Genomic DNA, 18,150 nt, shown 5'->3' with positions numbered 1-18,150 from the left:
TTCCCATGGACGTAAAACAAGAGGCAATTGAAAAACGCTTGGAACTAAAAGGTTTCTTGCAAACTGGCACAAAATACGAATTAAAAGATGCTCATGATTTAACGGTAGCATACACTCCAGGTGTAGCAGAACCATGCCTTCATATCAAAGAAGATGAAGACAAATCCTTCGACTTAACATGTCGTTCTAATATGGTAGCCGTTGTATCCGACGGTACTCGTGTATTGGGTTTAGGTGATATCGGAGCGGCTGCTGCGATTCCAGTAATGGAAGGTAAATCCCTATTGTTCAAACGTTTCGGCAATGTAGATTGCATTCCGTTGGTAATCGATACAAAAAATCCAGATGTGTTAATCAACACTGTAAAATTAGTGCAAAAAAACTTTGCTGGCATTAACTTAGAAGATATTTCTTCTCCTAAATGCTACGAAATCGAAAATCGTTTGAAAAAAGAGTTAGAAATCCCTGTATTCCATGATGATCAACATGGTACAGCGATCGCTTGCTTAGCAGGTGTAAAAGCAGCCCTTCGCTTTGTGAAAAAAGATTTATCCAAAGTTAAAATCGTTGTAAACGGTGCTGGTGCAGCGGGTGCTAATATTGCTCGTCTATTATACTTAGCAGGCGCTCGTGACATTACATTAATGGTAAGCTCCGGCGTATTGAACAAAGACTACAAACGTCTAGATTCTTTACAAGCTGAGTTGATCAAAACATTGGGTCAAGAAACAAAAACTGGCAACTTAGCAGAGATCGCAAAGGGTGCTGATGTATTGTTAGGTGTATCTGCTGCTGGTGCTTTCACAAAAGAAATTTTGGAAAGCTTAGCGGATGATGCTATCGTATTTGCTATGGCTAACCCAGTTCCAGAAGTTATGTACGAAGAAGCGAAAGCAGCTGGCGTACGTGTTATGGGTACAGGTCGTAGCGATGCGCCGAACCAAATTAACAATGTTAACGTATTCCCTGGTATCTTCCGTGGTGCCATCGATGTACAAGCACGTGAAATCAATGATGAAATGAAATTGGCAGCCGCTGAGGCGCTAGCAGCTCTTGTAACAGATGAAGAATTAGCAGAAGACTACGTAGTAGCGAATGCATTCGACAAACGTGTTCCATTAGCAGTAGCAAAAGCAGTAGCTGAAACAGCTATCAAAACTGGTGTAGCACGTAAAACAGAAGTTCCTTACTAAGATAAAGAACTCTTATATAGTATAGAGGTAGGTTGAAGTGTTGACTCAACCTACCTCTATCTTTTTTATATGTCTAGGCTGTGAAAATTATCACCTAACAAAAAATTAGAAAACCTAAAAAATATTTAGAAAAAGTATTGAATTATAGAATTGATGGTGCTATAATGAGGGCATACCTAATAAATTGTTAGAAAGCCTAAATAATAGTTAGGAGACAAGTATGAAATTAGAACAATTAAAGGTAATTGCGCATGGTATTGCGACACAATTTGGAGCTTCATGTGAAGTGTTAATTCACGACGTGCAAATAGAAACATTAGAGAGTTCTATTGTGTATATTGAGCACGGGGATATTTCTAACCGAAATGTAGGTGATGGCGCCTCGCATGCAGTACTAGATGCGATACGAAATGACGATGGTCAGTGTCAGGGTAAACAAGCTTATCTTACACGAACCAAAGATGGAAGGGTTCTTCGATCGACGACGATGTATATACGTGATGATAATGATAAATTACAGTATTTATTGTGTATCAACTATGATATTACTGATTTTATTACATTGCAAAACTCGTTAGATCGGATTATTACATCCAGTAATCGAGCGTGGGAAACAAAAGGCGAACGAATTGTTACATCTGTTAGCGATTTGTTGAGCGATATGTTATCTCAAGCTGAAAAAGTAGTAGGGCGACCAGCACATTTAATGAATAAGAATGAGCGTCTGGAAGCAATACGATATTTATATTGCCAGGGCGCTTTTTTGATTTCAAAGGCATCTGATAAAATATCGGAATATTTCAACGTTTCTAAATTTACTTTATATAATGACCTAAATCAGGTGAAAGAAGAGGAGGAATTACATGGAACGGATTCAATGGGTGAAAAATAATATGCCTGGGTCTGAGGACCTAAATACGCATATTATGAGTGTGAAATCAAGTGAAGGTGTAAGGGAATTTCATAAAAGCTTCCCACAATATGAAGAAACACCATTAACTGAATTACCACGTATGGCAGAGCATTTAGGATTGAACAGATTGTTTATCAAAGATGAATCCTATCGCTTTGGATTAAACGCTTTCAAAGTGTTGGGGGGATCCTATGCGATTGCTAAGTTTGTGGCACAAGAATTAGGTAAAGAAGTATCTGAGTTACCATACTCTGTATTAACATCAAAAGAATTACGCGATGAATTTGGACAAGCTACATTCTTCACGGCTACAGATGGTAATCACGGTCGTGGTGTAGCTTGGGCAGCTAATAAATTGGGCCAAAAATCTGTAGTATTCATGCCAAAAGGTTCTACAGAAACTCGTAAACAAAACATTGCGGCAGAAGGTGCAACAGTTACGATTGAAGAAATGAACTACGATGATTGCGTACGCTTAGCCACAGCAGAATCAAAAAAAGTTAATCATGGTGTTGTTATCCAAGATACAGCTTGGGATGGTTATGAAGAAATTCCAGCATGGATTATGCAAGGCTATGGCACAATGGCATTAGAAGCTACTGAACAACTAGAAAAAGCAGGCGTGGATGTACCAACACATGTTATCGTACAAGCTGGCGTTGGTTCCTTAGCAGGTGCTGTTACTGGTTATGTAGTAAACCGCTATAAAGATGCTCCTGTGAAACCAAAAATTGTTGTTGTAGAGGCATCTGCGGCAGATTGCTTATACAAAGGTGCTAAAGCAGGTGACGGGGATTTACGCATTGTTGGTGGCGATTTACAAACAATCATGGCAGGGTTAGCTTGCGGTGAGCCAAATACAATCTCTTGGGACATCTTAAAAAACCATGTGGACGTATTCGTATCCGCTCCAGACTGGGTAGCATCCCTAGGTATGCGCATGAGTGCAGCTCCTATCAAAGGTGATGCGAGCATCACATCTGGTGAATCTGGTGCCGTACCATTTGGTTTAGTAGCAGCGGCTATGACAATGGATGAATATAAAGATTTACGTGAAGACTTAGGCCTTACAAAAGATTCCAAAGTTCTTTGTTTCTCCACAGAAGGGGATACAGATCCAACACGATATCAAGAAATCGTATGGCAAGGAAAATTTTAATATAATCAAGTAGTCATATACAGTTAACTTTAACTTTTACGTATATGTGTATTTAAGGAGGAAAAAGGTATGGATTTACAAGCAGTAAAAAAAGCAGCAGAAGCTTATGGACCAGCGATGACAAAATTTTTAAGAGAAATCGTCGCATTCCCTGGTGAAAGTGCAGAAGAAGAACAACACGTTCGCCGCATTGAAAAAGAAATGAAAGACTTAGGATTCGATGAAGTAGAAGTGGATCCTATGGGTAACATTCTTGGATATATGGGAACTGGTAAAACATTGATTGCTTTTGACGGACATATTGATACAGTAGGTATCGGTAACCGTGACAACTGGAACTTTGATCCATATGAGGGATTTGAAAGCGATACTGAAATCGGTGGCCGTGGCGTATCTGACCAATTAGGTGGTATCGTATCCGCAGTATACGGTGCAAAAATCATGAAAGACTTAGGTTTATTGAATGATAAATACCGTGTATTAGTAGTTGGTACAGTACAAGAAGAAGATTGCGACGGATTGTGCTGGGAATACATTATTAAAGAACGTGGCATTCGTCCAGAATTCGTAGTATCCACAGAACCAACTGATGGCGGTATCTATCGTGGTCAACGTGGTCGCATGGAAATTCGTATCGATGTAGAAGGCGTATCTTGCCATGGCTCTGCACCAGATCGTGGTGACAATGCAATCTACAAAATGGCTGACATTTTACAAGATGTTCGTGCATTAAATGCAAATAACTCTACTGAAAGCACTCGCGTTAAAGGCTTGGAAAAAATGTTGGATCCAAAATTCAACCCTGACCATTATGAAGAAGCTCGTTTCTTGGGCCGTGGTACAGTAACAACTTCCCAAATTTTCTACACTTCTCCGAGTCGTTGTGCAGTAGCAGACTCTTGCGCAGTATCTCTTGACCGTCGTATGACTGCAGGCGAAACATGGCAAAGCTGCTTAAAAGAAATTGAAGATTTACCAGCTGTGAAAGCACATGGCGCAAAAGTATCTATGTATGAATATGCTCGTCCATCCTGGACTGGTTTAACATATCCGATCGAATGTTACTTCCCAACATGGGTAATTCCTAAAGATCATAAAGTAACAAAAGCGTTAGAAGAATCTTACATCTCCTTATACGGTACAGAACGTATTGGTGCAGAAGTTACATTGGCAGAACGTAAAGCTCGTCCGTTAACTGATAAATGGACATTCTCTACAAATGGCGTATCCATCATGGGACGTAATGGTATTCCTTGCATCGGTTTCGGTCCTGGCGCAGAAGCACAAGCACATGCTCCTAACGAAATCACATGGAAACAAGACCTTGTAACATGTGCAGCAGTATATGCAATCTTACCTACAAACTATTGCAAATAATAGTTTACATTTTATAAAGCTATAAATTATTAATGAGGTGCAAAAATGGCAGATTTCAAAAAATGTGTAGACGCATTAGCTAAGTTAGACACAAAAAACATGTACAACAATGACTTCTTCTTGACTTGGGAAAAAACAGACGACGAATTACAAGCTGTTTGGGCTGTAGCTGATGCATTACGTGCATTGCGTGAGCGCAATATCTCTACAAAAGTATTCGACAGTGGCCTTGGTATCTCCTTATTCCGTGATAACTCCACTCGTACTCGTTTCTCCTTCGCATCTGCTTGTAACTTATTAGGTTTAGAAGTACAAGACTTAGATGAAGGAAAATCTCAAATCGCTCATGGCGAAACTGTACGTGAAACAGCGAATATGATCTCCTTCATGGCTGACATCATCGGTATCCGTGATGATATGTATATCGGTAAAGGTAATGCATACATGCATGCAGTAGCTGATGCAGTAGAAGAAGGCCATAAAGACGGCGTATTAGAACAACGTCCTACATTGGTAAACTTACAATGTGATATTGACCATCCAACACAATTGATGGCTGATACGGCTCACCTTATCAATGAATTTGGTGGACTTGAAAACTTAAAAGGTAAAAAAGTGGCTATGACTTGGGCATACTCCCCATCCTATGGTAAACCTCTTTCCGTACCACAAGGTGCTATCGGTTTATTCACTCGTTTAGGTATGGAAGTTGTATTAGCGCATCCAGAAGGATACGAAGTAATGCCAGAAGTTGAAGAAGTTGCTAAAAAACAAGCACAAGCTAGTGGCGGATCTTTCAAACGTACAAACGACATGAAAGAAGCTTTCAAAGATGCTGATATTGTATACCCTAAATCCTGGGCACCTTTCGCAGCAATGGAAGAAAGAACTGACTTATATGGCAAAGGCGATACAGCAGGCATTAAAGAATTAGAAGGTCGTTTATTAGAACAAAATGCACAACATAAAGATTGGGCTTGCACAGAAGATATGATGAGTCTTACAAAAGACGGTAAAGCATTATACTTACATTGCTTACCAGCTGATATCACTGGCGTAAGCTGTGAAGAAGGTGAAGTTGACGCATCCGTATTTGATCGTTATCGTGTACCTCTTTACAAAGAAGCGAGCTATAAACCATATGTAATTGCTGCTATGATTTTATTAAGCAAATTTGAAAATCCAGTAGAATTATTGAAAGAGCTAGAAGAAAAGGGAACAGAAAGAGTTCTCCGCTAAGAGCAAAGGGGCTGTCTGTTCAGACAGTCCCTTATTTTAATCCCTACAAAGTAGTTAGGAATATATACACCATAGAGAGGTACCCTATGAAAAAACGTGTTGTTATCGCTTTAGGGGGCAATGCCCTAGGTAATACATTACCAGAACAAATGATTGCAGTAAAAGAAACGTCGAAAGCAATCGTAGATTTAATCGAAGCAGATTGTGATGTTATCGTTACCCATGGCAATGGTCCTCAAATCGGTATGATCAATAATGCTATGGCTGCGTTGACTAGAGAAGTAAAAGATCAACCTAATACCCCGTTGTCTGTGTGTGTAGCCATGAGCCAAGCGTATATTGGATATGATTTACAAAACGCATTGCGAGAAGAGTTGTTAAATAGAGGTATTAAAGACTTACCTGTTACTACAATGGTTACACAAGTTCGTGTAGATGCAGATGATCCAGCATTCTTAGATCCAACAAAACCAATTGGTCACTTTATGACAAAAGAAGAAGCTGTACATGCAGTGAACCAATATGATTATGTGGTAAAAGAAGATGCAGGTCGTGGCTATCGCCGTGTAGTAGCATCTCCAGCTCCAAAAGAAATCATTGAATTACAAGCTATCAAAGGCTTAATTGGTCATGAATTAGTAATCGCTTGCGGTGGTGGCGGTATCCCTGTAGTTCGCAATGGAAATCACTTAACAGGTGCCTCTGCAGTTATCGATAAAGACTGGACTAGTAGCTTATTAGCACAAGAAGTTGATGCTGATGTATTGATTATCTTAACAGCTATTGAAAAAGCAGCGATTAACTATGGTAAAGAAAACCAACAATGGTTAGAACACATTACTGTAGAAGAAGCAGAAAAACATATCCAAAATGGTGAATTTGCAGCAGGTTCTATGAAACCAAAAATGGAAGCAGCAGTGGCATTTGCTAAATCGAAACCAGGTAGAAAAGCAATTATCACACAACTAGAAAAATCTAGAGAAGGTATTGAAGGGAAAACAGGCACTCACATCGAATTATAATAGTAGTATTTCATTGAATACTGTTTTTCATAGAAAGGAGCCTATCTATGATTTTATTAGGAAAAGGAACTGTCGTTACACGCAATCCATTACAACCGATTATTGAAGACGGTGGGGTACTAATGGATGGCACTAAAATTGTGGCAGTAGACTCATACGAAACATTGCGCAAACAATATCCAAAAGCATATCGAGTGAACGCTCACGGACGCTTGATTATGCCTGGTTTTGTAAATGCTCATCATCATATTTATTCTGCCTTAGCCCGTGGATTATATATCCCTGGTAATAACCCAACAAATTTTAAAGAAATTTTAGATGGATTGTGGTTCTACTTAGATAAACGTCTTGCTAAAGAAGATGTGTGGGCAAGTGCTATTGTGACCTATATGGCATGTATCGAAAATGGTGTGACTTCCATATTCGACCATCATGCAAGTTATGGGGAAACAGAAGGTAGCTTATCTGTTATTAGCGAGGTTGCTCAAGACTTCGGCGTTCGTTCTTGCTTGTGCTATGAAGTAAGTGATCGGAATGGCCAAGAAGAAATGGAGAAAGCGGTAGCAGAAAACGTACGCTTTGGTAAAGAAGCAAAAGAAAACCCTGAAACAATTGCAGCGATGATGGGTTTACATGCATCTTTCACATTGAGCAAAGATACATTGGCTTATGTTCGTGAACAAAATATAGATAATTTAGGATATCACATCCATGTAGCAGAAGGCACAACAGATCAAGAAGATAGCCAAGAAAAATATGGCATGCGTGCAGTACATCGCTTACATGAAGATGGTATTCTAGGGCCGAAAACAATTGCTGGACATTGTATCCATGTAGATGATAGTGAAGTGAAGGTATTAGCTGAAACTGGCACCATGGTGGCTCATAATCCAGAAAGCAATATGGGTAATGCTGTAGGAGCACCTAATGTATTAAAACTTATGGAAGCGGGTATTCTAGTGGGTCTTGGTACAGATGGATATACTAGCGATATGTTAGAATCCTACAAAGTAGCAAATTGCTTAGTGAAACATAACATGCAACATCCAAATGTTGGTTGGACTGAAATTCCACATATGTTATTCAATACTAACCCAGCAATGATTGAAAAATTCTTCCCTGTAAAAGTTGGTACCTTGACACCGGGGGCAGAAGCAGATGTAATTGTGTTAGATTATATTCCTAGAACAGATTTACATGCTGATAATATTAATGGTCATTTACTATTTGGCCTTAATGGTCTCAATGTAATTACAACGATTTCTGGTGGTAAGGTACGTATGCTAGATCGTCAATTATGTGGCATGAATAAAGAAGAATTGCTACGAGAAGTACGACAAATTTCCCATCGTTTATGGAAACGATTAGTCCCATAATACACTTTCAGTAAGGAGTGAATACTATGAGCGATATCATGTATCCGGTAAGTTTCGGACATTTAATGAACCATATTCTAACAGAATATGCTACACACAATCGAGTATATAATGTGGAGCGTATGCACACAACAGGCACGGATCAACGGTTATCCTTATTTGGTCGTAACCTAGAAAATCCATTAGGCCCTGCAGCAGGTCCACATACTCAATTAGCTCAAAACTTAGTAGCAGCCTATGTTGGTGGTTCCCGATTCTTAGAATTAAAAACAGTACAAATTATGTTCGGTGAAGAATTGGGCATCCCAAGACCATGTATTTATTCAAAAGATGAAGCATACAATGTGGAATGGTCCTCTGAGTACCATTGCCATGCGGCTGCTGATGAATACATTAAAGCATGGTTTGCTATTAAATTAATTAGTAAAGAATGGGGCATCGGCGATCCAGATGGATTCATCTTTATTATGAGTGTTGGCTACAACTTAGCGGGCATTAAAAGTGAAGATGTAGATTCCTATATGGAATGTTTACGTGCAGCACGTACTAAACCAGTTTGGAAAGAATGCGAAGAATGGGCATTAGCTAATGTACATCAATTTAAACATGTAACAGAAGAGTACATTCGCAATATTGATGACAACATTTGCCAAGGTATTACATTATCCACAATGCACGGCTGTCCTGCAGGCGAAATTGAATCGATTTGCACATACCTAATGAAAGAAAAACATCTAAATTTATATCTAAAATGTAATCCAACATTATTAGGCTATGATCGTGTAAGAGAATTATTAGATCAAGCAGAATTTGGATATATTGATTTTGATGCACATCAATTTGAAGTGGACTTATCTTTTAAAGAAGCAGTGCCAATGATTGAACGATTGTTGACGATTGCAGAAGAAGAAGGTTTAGTATTCGGTGTGAAACTGACAAATACATTCCCTGTTTCGATTCACGAAAAAGAATTACCAGGTGAGCAAATGTATATGTCTGGTAAATCCTTATTACCATTATCCATCGGTGTGGCTCAATTATTGAGTGAAACATTTGGTGAACGCTTACCAATGTCTTATAGCGGTGGTGCTGATGCGAAAAATATTGCAGCTTTATTCCGCACAGGTATTTGGCCAATCACAGTATGTACAACCTTATTACAAGGTTTAGGTTATAACCAATTGGATAACTTGGCTAAATTAGTAGAAGCAGAAGATTATAATACTGCTAAGGTAGTTAAACCAACAGAGATCAAAGCTTTTGCTGAGGCTATGGGAACAGCGCCAACATACAAAAAATCTGCAGCTGCTAAGAAAAAACGCGAAGAGCAACCAGGTTTCCCAACAGCTCATGACAAAAATCATGAATGCCGTGTGGTATGTGGTACTTGCGTACGTGTATGTCCAAATAGAACGAATGAATGCATTACTGTAGATGGTAAAAAATTGATCATTCACATTGATGAGTCTTGTAATGAATGTGGTAACTGTGCTTGTCATTGCGTACAACCATGCTTCCCATATAAAGATAAATTAACATACTTCATTGATGAAGAACGCTTATTAGCAAGTGATAATGACGGCTTTTATATTCAAGGTAAGGAATGCGGATATCGCTTCCAAGGCGCTACAGGTCGCACAGCGATTGATGCCTTACCAGAGGTGTTGAAAGGAGTTGTGGAAGCGTTCATTAAAGAACTTCCATATTATATCTATGATACTCATTGAACAAGGATATCTTGTACTCCCAACGGGAGTTATGCAAGGGACGATAGCAATTGAAAACGATACAATTGTAGAGGTAGCTCCTCATATTGAGGCAAAACCAGGAGATGTACGAATCGATGCAAAAGGGCGCTATATATTGCCTGGAGGAATCGATACACATACCCATTTTGAAATGACCAATGCTTTTGCCACCACGGCAGATGATTTTGACAGTGGTACAAAGGCAGCTATTATGGGGGGAACCACGACGATTATCAACTTTGCATCGCCTTTTGAAGAATCTTTGTTAGAAGGTTTGCGACGCGATAAGAAACGGGCACAGGGACGTTGCTCTTGTGATTATAAATTTCATATGGAAATTTTGAATATGAATGAGCAAATAGCAGAAGAAATTCCTAAGGTCGTTGAAGAAGGCGTCGCATCCTTCAAAGTATATATGGCCTACAGCTTTAGTATTGATGATCGGTCAATATATGAAGCAATCAAAGCAATCGCCCCAACCGGTGCGTTGGTGGCAGCCCACTGTGAGAATGGAGCGATGATTGCAGCAAAAGTACAGGAAATGAGAGAGGAAGGAGATACGGAAGCAAAGTATCACCCGCTTTCAAAGCCAGATACTATAGAAGCAGAAGCAATGCATCGTTTCATTCGACTAGGGGAATTAGCAGATTATCCAGTACATATTGTACATGTGAGCTCTGCAGCAGGATTAGATGTGATCGAGGAACGCAGAAAGAATGGGGCAAAAGTGACCTGTGAAACCTGTCCTCAATACTTATTATTGACAGATGAATTGTATAATCAGCCGGATGGAAAAGGATTGCGATATATCTTAAGTCCACCTCTTAGAAAACAAAGAGATGTGGAGATTTTGCAAGCGGCGGTAGAGCGTGGAGTTTTCCAAACATTATGTACGGATCACTGCAATTATACATTAGCGCAAAAAGCGCAGGGTCTTGGTGACTTTACGAAAACACCAGGTGGTTTGCCAGGTGTAGAAGAGCGGATGATTCTAATGTGGGATATGTTTGTTCATAGTGGACGAATCGATCCTGTAGAATATATGAAATTAACTAGCGAAACACCAGCTAAGTTATATGGATTATATCCAAAAAAAGGAACGTTACAGGTAGGAAGTGATGCGGATATCGTGATACTTTCACCGGATGTAACAGAATGTATGACTTCGGATACAACTCATAGTCGGTCAGACTATACACCTTATGAGGGAATGACTGTACATGGTCGAATAGATGATGTGTTTTTACGTGGACACCATGTGGTGCAAGATAGAAGATTAGTGGAAGCCTATAAAGGGGAATTCCAACAATAATCGGAGGGAGGTCTCTGTATGTACCGATTTCAGGTCAACGGTGTTTGGCGAGAGGTAGAAGAAGATAAACGACTAATGGATTATCTTCGTGATGACCTACGCTTAACCGGAACAAAGGATGGTTGTAGTGCAGGTGCTTGTGGGGCTTGTACAATTCTCATTGATGGGAAAAAAGTAAAAGCTTGTATAGGCAAAGTTTCACAAATGGAAGGTAAATCAATTATTACGATTGAAGGCCTTACAGAACGTGAAAAAGATGTGTATGTATATGCTTTTGCAGAGTGCGGAGCTGTGCAATGTGGTTTCTGTATTCCAGGCATGATTATCAGTGCTAAAGCATTATTAGATACTACACTAGAGCCTACAAGAGCAGATGTTCAAAAAGCGTTACTGGGCAATATTTGTCGTTGTACAGGTTACGTAAAGATTGAAGATGCTATTTTATTAGCAGCTCGTATGTTTAAAGAGAATGCACCTGTTCCTAAAAATGATGCAGACGGAACGGTTGGGTCTCGGTTGCATCGTGTTGATGCGATGGAGAAAGCATTGGGTACAGGTTTATACGTAGATGATATGGTAGTGGATGGCATGATTTATGCGAAAGCTATTCGCTCTAAATATCCAAGGGCTCGTGTAGATGCGATTCATATTGAAGAAGCTTTGGCACATCCTCAATGCGTGACTGTATTAACAGCAAAAGATGTACCTTTTAATAAAACAGGTCATATTGTTCCAGATTGGGACGTAATGATTGCAGAAGGAGATATTACTCGCTATGTAGGCGATGCCATTGCAGTAGTTGCGGTAAAAGAAAAACAATATTTACAAGAAGTATGTAATTTAGTGACCGTAGACTATACAGAATTGACACCTGTAGTCACTCCAGAAGAGGCGTTAGCAGAAGGGGCGCCTCAATTACATCCAAATGGTAATATTTTGTCGCATCAGTCATTAAGTCGTGGTAATGCAGATGAAGCAATTGCCAATGCGGCGCATGTGGTTACTCGCCATTATTCTACACCACAAACAGATCATGCATTTATGGAACCAGAGTGTGCTATTGCAGTGAAGACTGAAGATGGAGTTCAACTCTATACAGGTAGCCAAAGTATATATGATGATCAACGTGAAGTGGCTCGTATGTTAGAGTTGGATGTATCCAAAGTAAAAGTCCATAGCATGCTAGTAGGTGGTGGATTTGGTGGTAAAGAAGATATGAGTGTGCAACATCATGCAGCACTTGTAGCTTGGAAAACAGGACTTCCAACGAAAGTACAGTTAACTCGACAAGAAAGTTTAGAAGTACATACAAAACGGCATGCCATGGAAATGGATATTACTACAGCTTGTGATGCAGAAGGTAAATTAGTAGCTACAAAAGTAAAAATTGTTTCCAATTGTGGAGCTTATGCATCGTTAGGTGGACCGGTATTACAACGGGCAGGTACACACTCTAGCGGACCATATAATTTTGAAAACTTCTCCATGGATGGTATTTGTGTATATACGAATACAGTACCTGGTGGTGCATTCCGTGGATTTGGTGTAACACAAACGATTTTTGGGCAAGAAGTAAATATTGATTTACTAGCTAAAGAAGTAGGTATGGATCCTTGGGAATTCCGCTATAAAAATGCGGTACGACCTGGTGATTATTTACCAAATGGACAAGTATGTACTCCAGATACAGGCATTGTGGAGTGTTTGGAAGCCGTTAAAGATTCGTATTATGCCAGCGATCGTACAGGACTTGCTATTTGTATGAAAAATAGTGGTGTTGGTGTAGGCTTGCCAGATACAGGACGGGTTATCCTAGAGGTTCGTGACGGTAAAGTTCGTATTCGTACATCCGCAGCATGTATTGGTCAAGGTGTAGGTACAGTGGCGGCACAAATTGTGGTAGAAGCTACGAAACTTTCACCAGAACAAATTGTAGTAGAAGCACCAGATACAGAACGGACACCAAACTCTGGTACCACTACAGCATCTCGACAAACGGTATTTACAGGGGAAGCAACACGTAGAGCTGCTGAAAAATTGGCAGAATTATTGAAAACTCAAACGTTAGCAGACCTTGAAGGAAAAGAAATATACGAAGAGTTCCTAGGTGTTACGGATCCATTCGATTCGGACAAACAGCATCCTAAGAGCCATGTGGCTTATGGATATGGAGCTTGCGTAGCTACGATTGGAGATGATAATAAGGTAAGTGAAATTCATGTGGCCTATGATGTAGGACGAGTGGTGAACCCTCAATCTTGTGAAGGCCAAGTTGAAGGTGGCACAATCATGGGGATGGGCTATGGTGTAACAGAAGACTTCAAATACAATGAAGGTAAGGTAGTTACAAAATATGGCACATTAGGATTGTTAAGAGCTACACAACGCCCAGAAATCAAATGTACATTCATAGAAAAAGGTACGCCAGACCAATATGCATATGGTGCGAAAGGTATTGGGGAAATCAGTAGTATTCCAATTGCTCCAGCTATTGCAAATGCATACAATCGTTTGGACGGTATGGAACGTTGTTCTTTACCACTTGAGAAAACTGGATATCGAAAATAATCAGTAAGGGAGAGAGTGTGCTAAGTCTATGAAGTTCGATGTTGTAGCAAGTGCGGAAGTGCTTGCTACTACATCAGATGATGTAAAAAATTCAAAACATGATATAAGCATAAGACTAGTATATTCTATTAAGTAATATGAGGTGATTCATATGGCACATCAAATTCAGGGTGTTAATCATGTAGATGGAATGCTACCAATTCCTAAATTGTTTGCTTACGGTTTACAACACGTGTTGGCAATGTATGCAGGAGCTGTAGCGGTTCCAATTATTATAGCTCAAGCTATGCACTTATCAGGAGCACAATTGATTCAATTAATTAATGCAGACTTATTTACTTGTGGGATCGCTACATTGATTCAAACATTAGGGTTTTGGAAAGTCGGCGCAAAAATTCCTTTGATTCAAGGGATTACATTTGCCGCAGTATCCCCTATGATTTTAATTGGTCAGGAACATGGGATGACAAGTATTTATGGGGCTGTTATTGTAGCAGGGATAGTTACATTCTTGATTTCCCATTTATTTAGTCGTTTAATCCGCTTTTTTCCACCTGTAGTAACAGGTACCATTATTACAATTATCGGTATTACCTTGATGCCAGTATCCGTTCGTTGGGTAGGGGGAGGTAATCCTAGTTCTCCTGATTTTGCGAACCCTGTCAATTTATTTCTAGCTATCTTAACATTAGTTATCGTGGTAGCTGTATATCGATTTGGTAAAGGCTTCTGGAGTAATGTAGCCGTATTAGTAGGGTTAGTAGTAGGAACATTAGTGTCCATGGCTCTTGGCGTAGCCCATTTAGGAGCCGTTGGTGAAGCTGAATGGTTTGCAGTAGTTACACCACTTGCTTTTGGCTGGCCAACTTTTGAATTTTCATCCATAATTTCTATGGTCATTGTTATGTTAGTTGTTATGACAGAAACAACTGGTGACTGTATTGCTATCGGCGAAATTGTAGAAAAACCAATCGGTAAGAAAGAATTAGCAGCTTGTTTACGAGCAGACGGCTTTGCAACTATGATTGGTGGATTCTTAAATAGTTTCCCACATACAGCATTCGCACAAAATGTTGGCCTTGTAGCAGTAACCAATGTAAAAAGTCGTTTCGTAGTGGCAGCATCTGGAGTTATCTTAGTGTTATTAGGCTTATTCCCTAAAATGGCGGCTGTTGTAGCAAGTATTCCTAATCCTGTATTAGGTGGTGCTGGTGTAGCTATGTTTGGTATGATTATCGCTAGTGGTATTCGTTCTTTGTCTAAAGTACAATTTGATGGCACTTACAACCTTATGATTGTAGCAATCAGTATTGGCGTGAGTATGATTCCTTTAGCAGTTCCAACATTCTATGATCATTTTCCTGAATGGCTAAAAATTGTTCTTCACAGTGGTATTACATTTGGTAGCTTGATGGCAGTGGCTCTTAATGTATTGTTGAATGGTTATGGCAATGAAACGCATGTGGCGCAAGCAACACGTCGTGAAAAAGCGATTGCTCGATTAGATAAATGGAAAGCAGAACGTAAGGTTCGCAGAAATAGATCCATTTAATCACAATATTGTATATAGTTAGAGTTAGGTTACATATATAAGTGCTTTCTTTATATAGAAAGTAGCACGAAAATAGGTAAGCACCAATTATATGTATAATTGGTGCTTACTTTATTTTTAATGTGTAATATTCTAGCTATAAGAGGTGTTTGTGTTGTAATAGATCCAAGCTATTTAATATAGTATCTACCTCATCAGATGTATTGTGATAACCAAAGGAAAAGCGAACTGTTCCTATAGGATAGGTGCCTAGTACTTGATGGGCTGTAGGAGCACAGTGCAACCCAACTCTAGTGATAATGTGATAAGTTTGTTCTAGATTGTGTGCCAGTTCCGCTGGATCACAATGAGTGGGAGAAATAGAAATCACGGCTGTCCGATTGCGAATATCGGGAATACCGTGAATCGTATACTTCGGAAATTCTTGTAATCCACATAGAAATTGCTTGGTCAAAGACAATTCATGTTGGTAAATACTCTCGATACCTACTGTATTGAGATAGGATAGACTAGCATGGAGGCCGAGGATTCCAGGAATGTTGGGCGTACCTGGTTCAAAGCGATCGGGAAAGGTAGTGGGAATCTCTAAGGTGTGAGAGAAACTACCAGTACCACCACTTAGCAGAGGCTGTATTTGATGGGCTACATCTTTGGTAAGGAGAAATCCTCCAATCCCTTGGGGACCCAATAAGCCTTTATGACCGGTAAAGCACAGGATGTCAATGTTCATCTCTTTCATGTGGATAGGTAAGATACCAGCAGATTGGGCAGCATCTACGATACACAATAGATTATGTTCTTTACAAAATGCACCAATTTCGGCAATGGGTTGAATGGTACCACATACATTAGAGACATGAGTTACTAGAATGGCCTTTGTAGTAGGCAAGAGAAGTGATTCTAAGGTAAAGGTAATCATTTCACCTTGAGGTGTGCTTGGAATGGTGGAGTAAGATACACCTTTCATAGATAATTGATGGAGTGGGCGCATCACTGCGTTATGCTCCAAGCTGGAAATTAGGAGGTGATCACCGGCGGAGAAAAGACCTTGTAAGACCATATTTAGACTAGTGGTCACATTGGGAGTAAAGATAACGTATTTTGGACTAGGTCCACCTAATAGTTGTTGTAACTGCTGGCGTGTTTCTAGGATCAAACGTTCCACTTGGTACGCCTCTTCGTTAGAGGAGCGATGAACAGAAGCTCCATTATAGGAAATGTAATCATACATAGCTTGCGCTACAGTGGGCGCTTTCGGGAAAGAGGTACTGCTATTATCTGCATAGATAGACTTCATAATTATAACTCCTTTTAATATGTATATTATATTTAGTATAAAGTAATGCGTGCAAAATATCAATTTGTAGGGACCAAAGTAAACTAGTCGAAAAGGTAATGTTTAGTAGGAGAGGTACTATGAGTGTAGTAAGTGAAAAGCAAAGAATTATTATTGCTGGATTAATTATTGGTGCGATTGCTAGTTTGTTAGTGCTAGCCGGAAACCCACAAAATATGGGTTTTTGTATTGCCTGTTTCATTCGTGATTCTGTAGGGGGCTTGGGTCTGCATAGAGCAGCACCAGTACAATACATTCGTCCAGAGATTATTGGATTAGTATTAGGAGCCTTTTTATTATCTTGGTTCCGTGGAGAGAGATCAGCTAAAGGTGGTTCCGCTCCAGCAACACGATTTACCTTAGGGTTCTTTACTATGATTGGCTGTCTTATTTTCTTGGGATGTCCATTCCGTATGATTTTGCGCTTAGCCGGTGGTGACTGGAATGCAATCATGGGTCTATTAGGATTCACAGGTGGTATTGCAGTGGGTACAGTATTCCTAAAACGTGGGTATTCCTTGGGTAGAACGTACATTGTATCTAAAATGGATTCCTATATTATGCCAGCAGCACAGGTAATTCTATTAAGTCTTGTGGTGGCAGCACCAGCGTTCATTTTCTTTACTGAAAAAGGTCCAGGTGCCATTCATGCTCCATTGTGGATTTCTTTAGCAGCTGGTTTAGTAGTAGGAGGCTTGGCACAATATAGCCGTCTTTGTATGGTAGGTGGTATCCGAGATATCATTTTATTTAAAGAAACAAAATTAATTCTTGGTTTTATTGCGATTCTTGTAGCAGCGTTCCTAGTGAACATTTCCGTTGGCAACTTCCATCCTGGTTTTGTGAAACAACCAATTGCGCATACAGATGGATTGTGGAACTTCTTGGGTATGGCCTTGGCAGGTTTATGCTGTACATTAATGGGTGGTTGTCCATTGCGTCAATTAATCTTATCTGGTGAAGGTAACTCCGATTCCACGATTACAGTAGTGGGCCTAGCAGCAGGCGCAGCATTCGCACACAATTTTGGATTAGCAGCCACTGGTACAGGTGTTCCAGTAGCGGGCCAAATTGCAGTAGGTGTAGGCTTTGTGATTGCCTTAGTTATAGCTGTTAAAAATATGCGTAAATAGGAAATTTAGGAGGTAACTATGATTGATGTAAGAGGACTATCTTGTCCAGAACCAGTGATTATGGTACAAAAAGCAATGGCATCAGGTGACGGTGAATATACTGTGCAATCTGACTCTAAAACAGCGGTAGAAAATATTACTCGATTTGTATTGGCTCAAAGTTATACAATCGTGTCTAAAGAAGAGAATGGTGAGTATATCCTCACTATTACAAAACAATAA

14 protein-coding genes are annotated in these 18,150 nt (G+C 39.7%); 13 read left to right on the top strand and 1 reads right to left on the bottom strand.

The window, feature by feature from the left end; all coding sequences use genetic code 11:
* Nucleotides 1–5 precede the first annotated feature (5 nt).
* The 11 genes from EO116_RS06090 to EO116_RS06040 all read left to right on the top strand — a co-directional run bounded on the left by EO116_RS06090 (nt 6) and on the right by EO116_RS06040 (nt 15,459).
* Nucleotides 6–1,193, top strand: a complete 1,188-nt coding sequence (locus EO116_RS06090) for an NADP-dependent malic enzyme (RefSeq protein WP_127161082.1) — start codon at nt 6–8, stop codon at nt 1,191–1,193.
* A 220-nt stretch (nt 1,194–1,413) separates the two neighbouring features.
* Complete coding sequence (locus tag EO116_RS06085) at nt 1,414–2,085, top strand: transcriptional regulator (RefSeq protein WP_127161081.1); 672 nt, start codon at nt 1,414–1,416, stop codon at nt 2,083–2,085.
* Nucleotides 2,057–3,265: a diaminopropionate ammonia-lyase gene (gene dpaL, locus EO116_RS06080; protein ID WP_127161080.1), complete on the top strand. Its 1,209-nt coding sequence runs from the start codon at nt 2,057–2,059 to the stop codon at nt 3,263–3,265. Before EO116_RS06085 ends, dpaL begins: the two co-directional genes overlap by 29 nt.
* A gap of 69 nt (nt 3,266–3,334) precedes the next feature.
* Entirely contained in the window at nt 3,335–4,642 is a 1,308-nt protein-coding gene (locus tag EO116_RS06075; RefSeq protein ID WP_127161079.1) for a YgeY family selenium metabolism-linked hydrolase, read from the top strand.
* Nucleotides 4,643–4,687: 45 nt separating this feature from the next.
* Nucleotides 4,688–5,881, top strand: coding sequence for a knotted carbamoyltransferase YgeW (ygeW, locus tag EO116_RS06070; RefSeq protein WP_127147514.1), 1,194 nt, complete (start codon nt 4,688–4,690; stop codon nt 5,879–5,881).
* Between the two features lie 86 nt (nt 5,882–5,967).
* Nucleotides 5,968–6,903, top strand: a complete 936-nt coding sequence (gene arcC, locus EO116_RS06065; RefSeq protein ID WP_127161078.1) for a carbamate kinase — start codon at nt 5,968–5,970, stop codon at nt 6,901–6,903.
* 47 nt (nt 6,904–6,950) lie between these two features.
* Nucleotides 6,951–8,279 (top strand): putative aminohydrolase SsnA, encoded by a 1,329-nt coding sequence (gene ssnA, locus EO116_RS06060; protein ID WP_127161077.1) that lies wholly within the window; start codon nt 6,951–6,953, stop codon nt 8,277–8,279.
* Between the two features lie 26 nt (nt 8,280–8,305).
* Nucleotides 8,306–10,006: a selenate reductase gene (locus tag EO116_RS06055; RefSeq protein ID WP_127161076.1), complete on the top strand. Its 1,701-nt coding sequence runs from the start codon at nt 8,306–8,308 to the stop codon at nt 10,004–10,006.
* On the top strand, nt 9,993–11,339 hold the full coding sequence (gene hydA, locus EO116_RS06050; protein WP_127161075.1) for a dihydropyrimidinase: 1,347 nt from the start codon (nt 9,993–9,995) through the stop codon (nt 11,337–11,339). Before EO116_RS06055 ends, hydA begins: the two co-directional genes overlap by 14 nt.
* Before the next feature lie 18 nt (nt 11,340–11,357).
* Complete coding sequence (gene xdh / locus EO116_RS06045; RefSeq protein WP_127161074.1) at nt 11,358–13,907, top strand: selenium-dependent xanthine dehydrogenase; 2,550 nt, start codon at nt 11,358–11,360, stop codon at nt 13,905–13,907.
* 151 nt (nt 13,908–14,058) lie between these two features.
* Entirely contained in the window at nt 14,059–15,459 is a 1,401-nt protein-coding gene (locus EO116_RS06040; RefSeq protein WP_127161073.1) for a nucleobase:cation symporter-2 family protein, read from the top strand.
* 136 nt (nt 15,460–15,595) lie between these two features.
* Here the strand turns inward: EO116_RS06040 and EO116_RS06035 are convergent, their stop codons facing one another.
* Complete coding sequence (locus EO116_RS06035) at nt 15,596–16,756, bottom strand: aminotransferase class V-fold PLP-dependent enzyme (RefSeq protein WP_127161072.1); 1,161 nt, start codon at nt 16,754–16,756, stop codon at nt 15,596–15,598.
* Nucleotides 16,757–16,875: 119 nt separating this feature from the next.
* Between EO116_RS06035 and yedE the strand changes: the two genes are divergently transcribed.
* Nucleotides 16,876–17,928 (top strand): YedE family putative selenium transporter, encoded by a 1,053-nt coding sequence (gene yedE / locus EO116_RS06030; protein WP_127161071.1) that lies wholly within the window; start codon nt 16,876–16,878, stop codon nt 17,926–17,928.
* 18 nt (nt 17,929–17,946) lie between these two features.
* Nucleotides 17,947–18,150 carry a sulfurtransferase TusA family protein gene (locus EO116_RS06025; protein WP_127161070.1) on the top strand — a complete coding sequence of 68 codons (204 nt, stop codon included), beginning with the start codon at nt 17,947–17,949 and terminating at the stop codon, nt 18,148–18,150.

Source organism: Veillonella sp. VA137, from assembly GCF_003992015.1.
Classification (GTDB): Bacteria; Bacillota; Negativicutes; order Veillonellales; family Veillonellaceae; genus F0422.
The sequence above is the reverse complement of the archived record's forward strand: the minus strand, read 5'-3'. Positions and strand labels throughout refer to the sequence as shown.

Excerpts from the sequence above, each read along its gene's own strand:
- ssnA (WP_127161077.1), top strand. The coding sequence starts at position 6,951 with ATGATTTTATTAGGAAAAGGAACTGTCGTTACACGCAATCCATTACAA.
- EO116_RS06035 (WP_127161072.1), bottom strand. The coding sequence starts at position 16,756 with ATGAAGTCTATCTATGCAGATAATAGCAGTACCTCTTTCCCGAAAGCG.
- EO116_RS06085 (WP_127161081.1), top strand. The coding sequence starts at position 1,414 with ATGAAATTAGAACAATTAAAGGTAATTGCGCATGGTATTGCGACACAA.
- EO116_RS06075 (WP_127161079.1), top strand. The coding sequence starts at position 3,335 with ATGGATTTACAAGCAGTAAAAAAAGCAGCAGAAGCTTATGGACCAGCG.
- EO116_RS06040 (WP_127161073.1), top strand. The coding sequence starts at position 14,059 with ATGGCACATCAAATTCAGGGTGTTAATCATGTAGATGGAATGCTACCA.
- xdh (WP_127161074.1), top strand. The coding sequence starts at position 11,358 with ATGTACCGATTTCAGGTCAACGGTGTTTGGCGAGAGGTAGAAGAAGAT.
- EO116_RS06055 (WP_127161076.1), top strand. The coding sequence starts at position 8,306 with ATGAGCGATATCATGTATCCGGTAAGTTTCGGACATTTAATGAACCAT.
- ygeW (WP_127147514.1), top strand. The coding sequence starts at position 4,688 with ATGGCAGATTTCAAAAAATGTGTAGACGCATTAGCTAAGTTAGACACA.
- yedE (WP_127161071.1), top strand. The coding sequence starts at position 16,876 with ATGAGTGTAGTAAGTGAAAAGCAAAGAATTATTATTGCTGGATTAATT.
- EO116_RS06090 (WP_127161082.1), top strand. The coding sequence starts at position 6 with ATGGACGTAAAACAAGAGGCAATTGAAAAACGCTTGGAACTAAAAGGT.
- arcC (WP_127161078.1), top strand. The coding sequence starts at position 5,968 with ATGAAAAAACGTGTTGTTATCGCTTTAGGGGGCAATGCCCTAGGTAAT.
- dpaL (WP_127161080.1), top strand. The coding sequence starts at position 2,057 with ATGGAACGGATTCAATGGGTGAAAAATAATATGCCTGGGTCTGAGGAC.
- hydA (WP_127161075.1), top strand. The coding sequence starts at position 9,993 with ATGATACTCATTGAACAAGGATATCTTGTACTCCCAACGGGAGTTATG.
- EO116_RS06025 (WP_127161070.1), top strand. The coding sequence starts at position 17,947 with ATGATTGATGTAAGAGGACTATCTTGTCCAGAACCAGTGATTATGGTA.